The 12,713-nt window shown below is 54.6% G+C and carries 10 protein-coding genes; 6 read left to right on the top strand and 4 right to left on the bottom strand.

The window, feature by feature from the left end; genetic code table 11:
* Positions 1 to 7 precede the first annotated feature (7 nt).
* Positions 8 to 2,125 (top strand): methyl-accepting chemotaxis protein, encoded by a 2,118-nt coding sequence (locus tag JFC11_RS04195; RefSeq protein ID WP_198348782.1) that lies wholly within the window; start codon positions 8 to 10, stop codon positions 2,123 to 2,125.
* Between the two features lie 306 nt (positions 2,126 to 2,431).
* A complete protein-coding gene (locus tag JFC11_RS04190; protein ID WP_198348781.1) occupies positions 2,432 to 4,288 on the top strand; it encodes a methyl-accepting chemotaxis protein in 1,857 nt (618 codons plus the stop codon).
* A 36-nt stretch (positions 4,289 to 4,324) separates the two neighbouring features.
* Here JFC11_RS04190 and JFC11_RS04185 read toward each other — a convergent pair whose 3' ends face one another.
* Positions 4,325 to 5,251, bottom strand: coding sequence for a LysR family transcriptional regulator (locus JFC11_RS04185; protein WP_009723195.1), 927 nt, complete (start codon positions 5,249 to 5,251; stop codon positions 4,325 to 4,327).
* 183 nt (positions 5,252 to 5,434) lie between these two features.
* Here JFC11_RS04185 and JFC11_RS04180 point away from each other — a divergent pair, with 183 nt between their 5' ends.
* The gene (locus JFC11_RS04180) at positions 5,435 to 6,211 is read left to right on the top strand and encodes a ferredoxin--NADP reductase (RefSeq protein ID WP_038479478.1); all 777 of its coding nucleotides are present in this window, start codon (positions 5,435 to 5,437) and stop codon (positions 6,209 to 6,211) included.
* Positions 6,212 to 6,354: 143 nt separating this feature from the next.
* Here JFC11_RS04180 and glnK read toward each other — a convergent pair whose 3' ends face one another.
* The 3 genes from glnK to JFC11_RS04165 form a co-directional block, all read right to left on the bottom strand.
* Positions 6,355 to 6,693, bottom strand: a complete 339-nt coding sequence (gene glnK, locus JFC11_RS04175; RefSeq protein WP_009098335.1) for a P-II family nitrogen regulator — start codon at positions 6,691 to 6,693, stop codon at positions 6,355 to 6,357.
* Between the two features lie 203 nt (positions 6,694 to 6,896).
* On the bottom strand, positions 6,897 to 8,144 hold the full coding sequence (locus JFC11_RS04170; RefSeq protein ID WP_038479484.1) for an ammonium transporter: 1,248 nt from the start codon (positions 8,142 to 8,144) through the stop codon (positions 6,897 to 6,899).
* A gap of 45 nt (positions 8,145 to 8,189) precedes the next feature.
* Entirely contained in the window at positions 8,190 to 8,528 is a 339-nt protein-coding gene (locus JFC11_RS04165) for a P-II family nitrogen regulator (protein WP_198348780.1), read from the bottom strand.
* A gap of 363 nt (positions 8,529 to 8,891) precedes the next feature.
* Here JFC11_RS04165 and JFC11_RS04160 point away from each other — a divergent pair, with 363 nt between their 5' ends.
* The 3 genes from JFC11_RS04160 (at position 8,892) to JFC11_RS04150 (ending at position 12,574) form a co-directional block, all read left to right on the top strand.
* On the top strand, positions 8,892 to 9,233 hold the full coding sequence (locus JFC11_RS04160) for an accessory factor UbiK family protein (RefSeq protein ID WP_038479490.1): 342 nt from the start codon (positions 8,892 to 8,894) through the stop codon (positions 9,231 to 9,233).
* Between the two features lie 187 nt (positions 9,234 to 9,420).
* A complete protein-coding gene (locus JFC11_RS04155) occupies positions 9,421 to 11,556 on the top strand; it encodes a TonB-dependent receptor (protein WP_232482766.1) in 2,136 nt (711 codons plus the stop codon).
* 49 nt (positions 11,557 to 11,605) lie between these two features.
* Entirely contained in the window at positions 11,606 to 12,574 is a 969-nt protein-coding gene (locus tag JFC11_RS04150; protein WP_232482765.1) for a helix-turn-helix transcriptional regulator, read from the top strand.
* Positions 12,575 to 12,713: the final 139 nt, after the last annotated feature.

Below are 12,713 nucleotides of genomic sequence, written 5' to 3'. Positions count from 1 at the left end.
TTACACTATGCATTTTCGCTCATTACGCTCTTTTGTCGTGGCACTTGCAGGTCCTTGCCTGTTAGCCATTGTGGCCGCCCTGGTGGTGTATAACCTGATCGCTGCCGCTCATACCCAACAAACCGTGGATGACCACACCAGTGAGCTCATGGAAGGCGCGCTGAATGCCCGCTTAAACGCCATTGCCGAAGCGGAAGGCCAGCGCATTCAGCGCGAGCTGGACAAAGCAATGACGCTGGCCAGCCAACTAGCCACAACCAATGCGTTAATGGGCATGGATGATGCAGAAGGCCAACGCGCGCTCTACCTAAGCCGCCGACAGCTATCAAACCTTGTGCGCCAAACCGTCGCCGATAACCCAGACCTATTGGATGCCTATATCGGCTGGGAGCCTAACGCCTTTGGAGATGACGCTCGCTACGCAGGTGACGAGCGCTACGGCCATGACGCCAGCGGCCGCTTTATGCCTTGGTGGTACCGCACTGATGATGGCGAGCTGGCGATACTGCCGCTAGGTGAGGACATAGAGAGCGAAACGCCCCTGGCAAGCGGCGTGCGCGAAGGCGAGTACTACCTGTGTCCACGGGAAACCTTAGCTCCTTGTATTATCGACCCTGCAGCTTACGACTTCGGCGGCGAAACCCAGCTAGTCGCTTCGTTCAACGCACCGATTTTGGTAGATGGCGAGTTTCGCGGTGTGGCGGGGATTGATTTAGCGCTTAACTTTATCCAAACCCTGTTAAGCGATGCTAACCAGGCGCTTTATAACGGCGCTGGCCGGATGACACTGGTGGCGGGACGTGGCGGTTTGGTAGCTGATACCGCTGGGGGGCAAGCTTTAGGATTGCCCGCTAGCGATTCGCTAAGTGACACGCTGTTGGCAGGCATTGAGCAGGCAACAACGCAGGGCAACCTACACAGCAGCACGGCCGACGGTATGTTCCAGCGTTATCAGCCTATCGCTCTTGGCAATACGGGTCAGCCCTGGGTGCTGGTACTGCAGCTTCCCGAGTCAGTGGTACTGGCCGAGCTGAACGCCTTGCAAGACGTGCTTAGTGAGCAGCGTCAGCAAAACACCCTCGGTATGACACTGGTGGGCTTATTGCTGGCCGCCATTGGTGTCGGCGCACTGTGGTGGATTGGTGGACGAATCGCACGCCCTCTTAAACGCCTAGCCAACCGGATGGAAGAGATCGCGACAGGACATGGTGACCTTACCCAACGCTTGCCAGTTCATGGCCGCGACGAGAGTGCAGCGGTAGCAGAACAGTTCAATGCCTTCGCGGAGAAAATCCAAACCATCTTGCTGGATGTACGGCGCAGCAGCGAAGCGGTTAACCATGCGGCCAATGAGATTACCCAAGGAGGGCATGATCTTTCTCGGCGTACCGAACAGGCCGCCGCCAGCCTGCAACAGACCTCTTCAGCCATGGAAGAGATCAGCAGTACCGTTGGTCACACCACCCACGCCTCTCAGGAAGCCAGCGGGCTTTCCCAAACCGCCTCTGAGCTCGCGTCCCGTACTGACAGTGCGTTTGAGCAGGTGGTCGCCACGATGACGGATATTCGCACCAACTCTGATGAAATTCAGAGCATTGTCAGCGTCATTGATGGCATCGCTTTCCAAACTAACCTACTGGCGCTAAACGCATCCGTAGAGGCTGCCCGTGCTGGGGAGCATGGTCGTGGTTTTGCCGTCGTGGCTGATGAGGTACGTAAACTCGCCTCGCGCAGCAGCGACGCCGCCAAAGATATTCGCCAACGTATCGATGCCTCGGCAGGCAAGGTAGAAAGCGGTACCCAAATGGTGCGTGATGCCGAAGCCGCTATGCATGAACTGGCTCAAAGCGTGACGCGCGTTACTCAAATGCTCGGCGATATCAGCACGGCCGCGCGAGAACAAAACGATGGTATCAGTCAGGTAAGCATTGCCGTCACCGATCTAGATCAGATGACTCAGCAAAACGCAGCCCTAGTGGAGGAGTCCACCACCGCCGCCGAACAGCTAAAAGATCAGGCGGATCGGCTCGATGCACTGGTGGGTGGCTTCACGCTTGAAGCACATGACAGCCGCCACCCACAGAGCCAGCACACACTACCTGCGCCAACGCTGGCACAGTACTAAACGGCTATTAAATCAGGCCGCCATGAGATCAGCAGTAGCGGAGGTGCATCGCTACGCTGGGCTCCGGCGGCCATTATCCTGCCAGGCCTCATTTCGAGGCCCACCTCGTAATCCATCCTGCCTTAGCTCAGTTTACTCCAGGGCGTGTTTTCCCTCTTGCGAACCGATAACTACACGATCTTAAGCATACGCCTAAAGTCGTAATCATTGGTGCCGATAGTAGGGCTGCAGATAGTACTTATCAGATAGTACCTACAAAGTGGCCTATTTCAGGCCTTAGCTTTCCTAACTAGCGAGACTATATTCATGCTGTCGTCCCTACGCTTGCGTATTCTTATCATCACGTTAATGGTAATTACGCTAGCACTGACTATTAATGCCTCAGTCAGCTACCTGACCCTGCAAACACATAATGACCAGCAGGTAACTCAGCAGTTGGCCTCAATTGCACAGGGTAACGCCCTGGCCATTGAGGAGTGGATTGATGCCCGAGCCGCCATACTAGAAGCCGCGCGCACGCCAGTGATCGATAATGACCCGCTTGCGCCACTCATTCAGGTAGCAGAGTCAGGCGGTTTCCTAACGGCATTTTTCGGCCAAGCCGATGGTAGCCATCTTTCGTCCGACGGCTGGGTGCCAGGCAGTGATTATGATCCACGCCAGCGTGGCTGGTACCAAGCAGCAACAAAGCAGGATCGTACTATCGTCTCGCTGCCTTACGTGGACGCTAATAGCAATCAGCTAGTGGTTACCTTTGCTACGCCAGTCAAGCGTAATGGCCGTTTGTATGGGGTGATCGGCGGCGATGTCGTCATCGACAATCTAGTCAGTCAGGTCAACGCTATTCGGCCAACACCTTCGAGTTTTGCCTTTCTAAGTAGCGGTGGCGAGACAGTGATTGCCCACCCCGACACTGCACTGACGCTCAAACCGCTGAGCCGAATTAGCGACACCCTGTCCCCTGCGTCCATCGAACAGCTAAGTACTGTGCAAGACGCGTGGGAGCCTATCGAAGTCGATGGCCTGGATAAACGACTCTCAGTGACCCCCATCACAGGAACCGACTGGGAACTCGGCGTGGCATTAGACGAGTATGAAGCCACTGCAGGGCTGCGTGCCATCCTCAAGTCTTCATTGTTGACGCTAATCGCCATCATTGCTGTCACGGCTCTGCTGTTGAGCCTGTGGCTTAAACGTACTTTCGCTGGCCTAGAACGGGCGCGTGATGCCCTGGATGACATTGCCAGCGGCGAAGGCGATCTAACCCGACGACTTCCCGAGCAGGGCCGTGATGAAGTGGCCCAGATTTGCGGTGCTTTCAACCGCTTTGTGGGCAAAATGGAAGCGGTATTGGTCGATGTACGCACCAGCAGTGAATCGGTGCACCATGCCGCTAACGAAATTGCCCTGGGCGGCCAGGATCTATCCCGCCGTACCGATAACGCGGCTTCTAGCCTGCAGCAGACCTCCGCTTCAGTAGAGCAGATAACCAGCACCGTGGAGCACACCGCGGCCTCGGCCCAAGAAGCCAACAAGCTCTCTCAAACGGCCTCGAAAGTAGCTAAAGAAGGCGGGCAAGTGGTCGCCAATGTGGTTACCACGATGGAAGATATTTCCCAGGCCTCCCATAAAATTGGCGAAATCGTCACGCTAATGAACAGTATTGCCTTCCAAACCAACTTGCTGGCCCTTAACGCCTCCGTAGAAGCCGCCCGGGCAGGGGAACATGGCCGTGGTTTTGCAGTAGTTGCTGATGAAGTACGCAAATTAGCAGGGCGCAGCAGTGAAGCCGCCAACGATATTCAAAAACTCATTGAAGACTCACAAAGCAGAGTCAATAACGGTACCGCATTAGTGCAAAACGCGGGCGCAACCATGCAGGATATAGTCGCTCATATCACTCGCGTCACCGATGTGTTGGAAGAAATCAACTCCGCCACGAGTGAGCAGAGCGATGGCATCAAGCAGATCAATATCGCCGTGTCTGAACTTGACCGTATGACCCAGGAGAATGCTGCCATGGTGGAAGAGTCCACCACTGCCGCTGAACAGCTGAAAGAGCAAGCTGATCATCTTAAGGGCACCATCAGCAGCTTCAAGCTGTCTCGACACCCTTCGGCTCCCCTAGCAGTCAACTCGCCCAACGTTTTGCCATCGTATTGAGTGACTATCGTATTGAGTGACTATCGTATTGAGTGACTAAGGAATCGGCGGCAGTGGAATATCATCGCTGCGCTTGGCACCCGCGGTCATCTCGCGGCAAAGTCGCAAGAACTCTCGTACCCCCGTGGTAAGGTACTTGTGGCGGTGCCAGATGAAAGTGAACTGACGTTTTAAGTCTAATTCCGGTGTTGGCAGAGGCACTAAGCTGCCACGCCGGAAAGCATCACGCAGTGCTAGCCTGGAAACGCAGCCAATCCCCAGGCCTGATTCTACTGCCCGTTTAATACCCTCGGTATGTTCAAGCTCCAATAGGGTATTAAACCGACTACGCCGATGCCGCGCGGCGTGCTCAAGGGTCATGCGGGTGCCAGAGCCCTCCTCGCGCATAATCCAGTCTTCACGCAACAGCTGTTCCAGCTCAAGATGCTCGCGACCCGCCAACGGGTGGCGCGGCGAGCAGAAGACGCACAGCTCATCCTCTACCCATGGCTGGCTGATAATCATATCGTCGTCGCACTGCCCTTCAATCAGCCCTAAATCAAGCGAGTGCTGGCGTACACTCTCAATGATGTGACGCGTGTTACGCACTGCTAGCCGCACCCGACTGCCGGGGTAGCGCTGCATGAAATCGCTGATCAACAGAGTGGCTAGATAGTTGCCAATGGTTAGCGTTGCGCCCACATCTAATGCGCCTACGCCCTGCTGGCCGCGCAACAGTTCCTCTACCTCTTCGGCCCTGTCCAGCAAGGCCACCGCTTTTGGCAACAGTTGAAAGCCTAACGCATTAAGCTTCAGCCGTTTTCCCATGCGGTCGAGAAGCTGGCAGTCAAACTGACGCTCAAGCTCCGCGAGCGACGTACTGGTAGCAGATTGGGACATAGCAAGAGCACGCGCCGCCTGAGAAACACTTTCGTGCTGGGCGACCGCCACAAAGACTTCCAACTGGCGCAGGGTGTAATGCATAGAGACAACCTATCTTGTTTCGGCGGCATATCTATTTTTTAGATAAGTGTTATCAGTATAATTTGCTTAACAGATATATCTCTCTTTATTTAGAATTAGCAGCAACATATTTAGCCATCTTTTATGCTTTTTTAGAATATGGCAGACGAGGCTTAGGCCACTCTGCCCATTGGAGGAGTTAGCATGAGCAAGTTTGCCTTGGAAGAAGTCCTCAGCGTTCACCATTGGAACGACACCCTGTTCAGCTTCCGCACCACTCGCGAGCGTAGCCTACGCTTCAAAAATGGTCAGTTTGTGATGATTGGCCTGGAAGTGAACGGCAAACCGTTGATGCGTGCTTACTCCATCGCCAGCCCCAACTACGAAGACCATCTGGAATTTTTCAGCATCAAAGTACCCGATGGCCCGCTCACCTCGCGCTTGCAGCACCTTCAAGTTGGCGACCAAATTATGGTCAGCCGCAAGCCTACGGGCACGCTGGTATGCGATGACCTACTTCCCGGCCGCAACCTCTACATGCTTTCCACCGGAACAGGCCTTGCACCGTTTATGAGCCTGATCCAAGACCCAGAAGTGTACGAGCGCTTTGAAAAAGTTGTGCTGGTACATGGCGTGCGCGAAGTATCTGAACTTGCCTATGCCGACTTTATTACCAAAGAGCTGCCTGCTCACGAGTATTTAGGCGAAGAAATTGCCGAGAAGCTGGTGTACTACCCCACGGTTACCCGTGAAGAATTCCACACCATGGGGCGCCTGACCGATCACATTCGCAGCGGCAAGCTGTTTGAAGATACCGGTCTTCCGCCGATTGATCCGCGCCAAGACCGCGCGATGATTTGCGGCAGCCCCGCCATGCTCGACGACACTAGCGCGCTGCTAGACGAATTGGGCCTGAATATTTCCCCGCGGATGGGCGAGCCGGGCGATTACGTGATTGAGCGTGCCTTTGTTGAGAAGTAAGGGGTGAAAAGTAAGAAGTGAAGAGTCAGAAATAGAAGGCAAGGAAAGGTTTGCCAACTCGGAAGTAACAACGCAACGCCCCGCTAAGCAGGCCGCTTAGCGGGGCGTTTTGGTAATTTTAGGCTGCGAAGCACCCGTCGCGATTAAACCGCGTCTTTACCGGTTTCACCGGTACGAATACGGATCACCTGCTCCAGCGGCATGACAAAGATTTTGCCGTCGCCGATTTTGCCTGTATTGGCAACCTGCGTAATGGCATCAATAACCTGTTCCGCCATATCGTCATCTACCGCAACTTCTAGCTTTACTTTGGGCAGAAAATCCACCACGTACTCTGCACCACGATATAGCTCTGTGTGACCTTTCTGACGGCCAAAGCCCTTCACTTCCGTTACCGTAATGCCCTGCACGCCGATATCAGAGAGCGATTCGCGTACGTCATCAAGCTTAAACGGCTTGATAATGGCTGAGATCAATTTCATTGCGACATCCTCTAGCTTGGTGGCCTTTTATTAAAGGTTGGCGGGACACTGCTGTTAGCCAAGCCCGTTAGCGTTAAGCATACACCGCTACAGGCAGAGAATAAAAAATCAGCGCCAATGGATTGTAACAATGCACTAAGGCAAAAAGGCCTCCCGCTAGGGGAGGCCAAAAGAGCACGCCAGCTCATTTCATTAGCGTAAGCTTATTTCTTAACGCTAAATTCGGGATAGGCTTCAAGACCGCACTCAGCAATATCGACACCTTCATACTCTTCTTCTTCGCTAACGCGGATACCCATGATGGCTTTCAGCACCAACCACACCACCAGGCTCGCAACGAATACCCAGCCAAAGATACCAACGATACCGATCAGCTGTGCGCCGAAAGAAGCGTCGCCATTGGTCAGCGGAACCGCCAGCACGCCCCAGATACCCACCACACCGTGTACCGAGATAGCGCCGACCGGATCATCAAGCTTCAGCTTGTCCAGCGTGACGATCGCAGCGACAACGATCAAGCCACCTACCGCCCCAATCACCGCAGCGCCTAGCGCAGAGGGCGACAGAGGATCCGCAGTAATCGCGACAAGACCAGCCAGTGCACCGTTAAGCGCCATGGTAAGGTCCGCTTTACGGAACCACAGTTTGGCAAGAATCAGTGCGGCAAGCACGCCACCGGCAGCGGCCGCGTTGGTGTTAACAAACACTTGAGCAACGTTGTTGGCAGAGCTGATATCAGACATTTTCAACTCAGAGCCACCATTGAAGCCGAACCACCCCATCCAAAGGATAAAAGTACCCAGTGTGGCCAGCGGCATGTTGGCGCCTGGAATCGCGTGGATAGACCCATCTTTACCATACTTACCTTTACGTGGGCCAAGCACCAATACACCCGCTAAGGCAGCCGCGGCACCTGCTAAGTGAACAATGCCGGAACCCGCGTAATCGGAATAGCCGACTTCAGACAACCAGCCGCCGCCCCACGTCCAGTAGCCAGACACCGGATAAATAAAGGCTGTCATCACCACTGCGAAGGCCAGGAAAGCCCACAGCTTCATGCGCTCAGCAACCGCACCAGACACAATCGACATGGCAGTGGCCACGAACACTACCTGGAAGAAAAAGTCAGAGCGCATTGAGTAGTAAGGCGCATCATCACCGCCTGCGGTCACTGCATCCACGCTGTTTTCAGCGCCAATCAAGAAACCAAGGTTGGGTAGGAAGCCACCCGCGCTGCTGGAATACATAATGTAGTAACCCACCAGCAAGTACATGGTGCAGGCAATCGCAAATAGCGCGATATTTTTGGTCAGAATCTCGGCGGTGTTTTTTGAACGTACCAAGCCAGCCTCAAGCATTGAGAAGCCAGCGGCCATCCACATGACGAGCACGCCGCAAATTAGGAAGTAAAACGTGTCGAGCGCGTAGCTCAGATCAGTCAACTCATTCATTTTAAGTTCCCCGTTGAACTATAGAAATGATCCGAAAAAACAGCTTCAAACGGCGTCTGCACCGCGTTCGCCTGTCCGAATCCGAATAACGTCTTCAAGCGGTGTCACAAACACCTTGCCGTCACCGATCTTGCCGCTGTTAGCCGCGCTACAGATCGCTTCCAATACGCTCTCTAACCGGGTGTCGTCCACGGCCACTTCAACTTTTATCTTGGGTAGAAAGTCGACGACGTACTCCGCACCACGATACAGCTCGGTATGCCCCTTTTGACGACCGAAGCCTTTAACTTCAGTCACCGTGATGCCCTGAACGCCGTTGTCAGCGAGCGCTTCACGAACGTCGTCAAGTTTGAATGGCTTGATGATAGCGGTGATGAGTTTCATCCCGGATCTCCCCTGCTGGATTAGGTAGCGGCAGCGCCGCCCGAATTAACTGCTTATCTCGTTAATGCGCATACCATGCCACCCAACTTTTTTTTCTTATAAGTCAGCAGTTTGTTTTATAAAACTCAAGATTATTCGGTGGCAAGGAAGACTTAGCAGCAGCCGCCACTGCCTGCTTGCACCATAAAAGAACATTAATAAAAACGCGGCGCTCCATTTCGATGCACTCCTTCGATACACCCCGCCGATAAAGAGAAGCCAGAGGCTAATTTGTAAACGATGCATGCGCATCGACTGCGGGTTGCGTATCCTTATAGTTAGTAAGCAGTGCACATTTATGCGTGGTCATTTAAGGAGAGAGCGATGGCGCCTCAAGATCGCATTAGCCGTTTAGCCCAGCAAATTGGGGATCGTTTACAGAACGCGTCCCAAGCCCCGGAAGATATCCAAAAAGGCGTACAGCAGGTAGTGCGTGGTGCCTTTGACAGGCTGGAGCTGGTGTCACGGGAAGACTTTGATATTTTGATGGATGTATTACAGCGCACCCGCTCCCGCGTTGAAGCTCTAGAGCGCCAAGTGGCCAGCCTTGAGGCAGCCGTGGAAGCTTCTACCTCAACGAGCCCTTCCCCCGTTGAAGCAGAAGCACCACCAACCCCCGCTCCTGAACCGAACAGTGATGGTTCAGAGGATAACAAGCCCGCCTAAACCCAGAACGGACGGCAATAGGCTTACGACGCCTATTGCCGACACTAAGTGGTGGCTTAATACGTTGATGTTGATGACGTAAAGAGCGTCATACCCACTCAATAAACACGAATCAATATCATTGACATTGACTGTTGTGGTGATACTCTCCGCCTCCTATTCCCTAACTGCTCGCGGATTGTTCATCATGTCTGACTGGTCTTCTTCAACGGCTGCACTCATTGGCACGGGTCTATTACTAGGCTTTTCCAGCAATGTTTTCGCCCAAAACACAACGTCTGGATCCACGCTAAACGCAAACGCTGAAGATACCATGGTAGTGGTTGGCTCCCGCACCCCGACCCAGATCAGTCAGATACCTGGCGCGGTATGGGTGATTGACAAAGAGATGCTGCAACAGCAGACCCGCAATGGTGCAGACCTAAAGACGGCATTGGGGCAACTTGTGCCGGGGCTGGATCTGGCACCGCAAGGGCGCACCAATTATGGGCAAAACATGCGTGGTCGGGGCGTGCAGGTGCTTATCGATGGCGTATCTCTGAACAGTTCGCGTGGGCTTTCCCGTCAGTTCGACGCCATTGACCCCTTCAATATTGAGCGTGTAGAAGTGCTTTCCGGCGCCAGCAGCCTGTATGGCGGCGGTGCTACGGGGGGCTTGATCAATATCATTACGCGCAAAGGCGAAGAAGGCCTGAACTGGCGCACCGAAGCTGGCATCACCACGGGCCTCAACAACAGCGATGATATGGATCGACGCCTGTCGCAATCGATCAGCGGCGGCAATGAGCGGGTTCAGGGCTACCTGGGTACCTCAATTGTGGACAACGGCCGTCACTACGACGGCGGCGGCCAAGAGATCTTTCCCGATATTGCCCAGACCGACCTGCAGGACAATCGCAGCATTGATGTATTGGGCAACCTCTCATTCCGTTTGACCGACGAACAGAGCCTGGAACTGGGCGCCCAGCTGTATCGTTCCGGCTACGAAGGTAATCGGGGTGTTTACTTTCCCAACCTCGACGCAGCCACGCCCAACTTGAACGATGCCGAGATTCGCGACGGCTACCGTTCACAGCGCGATCCGGAAACCGACCGCAAGCTGGTCAACGTCAACTATCACCACGCTAACCTGTGGGGGCAAAACTTCTACCTGCAGGCGTTTCACCGGGAGGAAGAGTCCAGTTTTCAGGCATTTCCCTACCCAGTCGCCGACGGTCTGCAGTTTCGCGCATCGCAACAAAACACTGATTTAAGCGGCATTAAAGCGCTATTTGAGTCGCGCCTGGGTGATGACGTTTCGTTGACCTACGGGCTCGACCTGGATCGAGAAAAATTCGATGCCAGCCAGATGCTGTTCGATACCGATATCTCGGATACCACCGGTGGTCTGGTGCAGCAGGCTTCAAGTGTTGAGCCCCGCTATCCAGGCTATCAGGTGGACGGGCTTTCGGGCTTCGTCCAAGGTGACTGGCAAGCCACCCAGGCGCTTAAGCTCTCCGCAGGGTTGCGGCAGCAGCATATGGATGTCGAAGTGGACGATTTCCAGGGTATTCCCGGCGGTAAGAACGATTACGAAGCCACGCTATTGAATGCCAGCGCCCTCTACGATTACGGCAACGGTCACCAGAACTGGCTGCAGTTTAGCCAGGGCTTCGAGCTGCCAGATCCCGCCAAATACTACGGCAAGAGCCCCGAGGTGAGTGTCAATAACAACCCTCTATCTGCCATCGAGACAGATCAGGTGGAGCTAGGCTGGCGCTACCAGGGGGGTAACTGGATGGCTCAAACGGCACTCTACTACGCTTGGTCGGACAAAGCGGTAGAGAACGCCCAGGATCTGAGCGTCAGCGTAGTGGACGAAAAGAAGCGCGACTTTGGCCTAGAGAGCGCGGTAACCCGTTACTTCGACAACGGCCTGGAGGTCGGCGGCACCCTACACTTGGTGCGCTCCGAGCAGGAGAACGACCAAGGGGAGTGGGAGAAGCGTGACGCCCGCTATGCTTCGCTCTCCTCTTCCACTGCCTTTATCGGCTGGACCGACTACGTGCGTTCGGCGCGCTTGCAAGCCAGCCATACTTTCGACCTGAAAGACGATGCGGATCGTGAGATCGATGGCAACACTACCCTCGATCTATCGCTCAGCCAGGAGACCGATTTTGGCACCGTGAGTCTGGGCATACAGAACCTACTCGATGATCAGTACTCCACCGTTTGGGGCCAGCGGGCCGCCATGTTCTATTCGCCCTACTACGGTCCAGAATACCTCTACGACTATCAAGGGCGCGGACGTACCTACACCCTGAACTGGTCGATGGCGTATTAAGCACCGCCCCGCTACTCGCAGGCAGCCGCTCAACAGCGAGGTAATGGGAATGGCGACACTCGACACACTCGCGCCACTCACCACCTATGACCTGCTGGCCCTTGGTCAGCGCTTCGGGATCGATTACCGCTTTCCCGAAGCGCCTGACCGCCCCCCATCGCCTTACGTAGCTCGCGGGCGTGTGATGGATATCGAGATCACCCCGGCCCTACGCGTGACGCACTCAGATCTTGATGTCCTGCACGCTTATGCCTCCACCTCCCGTCGTACCGCTCCGTGGTTTCTCAGTGTGGTACTTGAGGGCTGCATCCATGTGGGGCTCGGCCACCAGTCATTTCAGTTACAGGCTGGCGACGCCTTCAGTGCACACTTCAACCAGCAGACCAGGCTTGAGGTATTCCAGCCTGCACCACAACGCTTAAGCACCCTCAACGTGTCGATTCTAGATGGTCTCGAGCCTCTCTCTTCCTCGCCTGTTAACGTTGCCCCTCCAGCCACCCCAGTGCTACACACTTGGCAAGTACCACCGCTCCTTCGCCATAGCCTAGAGACAGCACTGGCATCGAACTGGCCAGCAGAACGGCTGTGCCTATTATGGCAAGGCCTTGCGTTCCAGTTGCTAGCTCATGGCCTGCCTGCCGCTGGCCTGGAACCCGGTGACAAAAACACACAAGAAGGCCTCCCTCCAGACCTTTCGCATCGCGACCACCAACGCCTGGAGCTCTTGCGCAAGCAGCTCGAACATTATCCCAACCAGAATTACCGGCTGGAGCAGTTAGCCCGAAATGCCGCTATGAGCCCTAGTAGCCTACGCACCAAGTTCCAGCGCTGTTACGGCTGCTCGATATTCGACTACCTACGGCGTTGTCGCCTGACCCAAGCTCAGGCGTACTTGCGCAAAGGTTATAGCGTGCAGCAAACTGCCCACGCCTGCGGCTACCGCCACGCCAGCAACTTTGCTACAGCATATAAGCGGGCCTTTGGTGTCACGCCGCATGAAGTCTTCAAGTATCGCTAACGTACTATCCATAACGTACTACCCATAACGTCTTGCCGTAAGTTCCCCTGCGCTGCATTTTTTGGCAGCACGCATAACCTCTTTGTCATAGCGCATACCTTTCCAAAGCAATTAAACGCAATAATTCTCATTAACACGT

The organism is Vreelandella alkaliphila, from assembly GCF_016107625.1.
GTDB lineage: Bacteria > Pseudomonadota > Gammaproteobacteria > Pseudomonadales > Halomonadaceae > Vreelandella > Vreelandella alkaliphila.
The sequence above is the reverse complement of the archived record's forward strand: the minus strand, read 5'-3'. Positions and strand labels throughout refer to the sequence as shown.

Bases quoted from the DNA above. Each gene is read 5' to 3' on its own strand.
- JFC11_RS04170 (WP_038479484.1), bottom strand. From the start codon at position 8,144: ATGAATGAGTTGACTGATCTGAGCTACGCGCTCGACACGTTTTACTTC.
- JFC11_RS04155 (WP_232482766.1), top strand. From the start codon at position 9,421: ATGTCTGACTGGTCTTCTTCAACGGCTGCACTCATTGGCACGGGTCTA.
- JFC11_RS04160 (WP_038479490.1), top strand. From the start codon at position 8,892: ATGGCGCCTCAAGATCGCATTAGCCGTTTAGCCCAGCAAATTGGGGAT.
- JFC11_RS04150 (WP_232482765.1), top strand. From the start codon at position 11,606: ATGGCGACACTCGACACACTCGCGCCACTCACCACCTATGACCTGCTG.
- JFC11_RS04180 (WP_038479478.1), top strand. From the start codon at position 5,435: ATGAGCAAGTTTGCCTTGGAAGAAGTCCTCAGCGTTCACCATTGGAAC.
- JFC11_RS04185 (WP_009723195.1), bottom strand. From the start codon at position 5,251: ATGCATTACACCCTGCGCCAGTTGGAAGTCTTTGTGGCGGTCGCCCAG.
- JFC11_RS04165 (WP_198348780.1), bottom strand. From the start codon at position 8,528: ATGAAACTCATCACCGCTATCATCAAGCCATTCAAACTTGACGACGTT.
- JFC11_RS04195 (WP_198348782.1), top strand. From the start codon at position 8: ATGCATTTTCGCTCATTACGCTCTTTTGTCGTGGCACTTGCAGGTCCT.
- glnK (WP_009098335.1), bottom strand. From the start codon at position 6,693: ATGAAATTGATCTCAGCCATTATCAAGCCGTTTAAGCTTGATGACGTA.
- JFC11_RS04190 (WP_198348781.1), top strand. From the start codon at position 2,432: ATGCTGTCGTCCCTACGCTTGCGTATTCTTATCATCACGTTAATGGTA.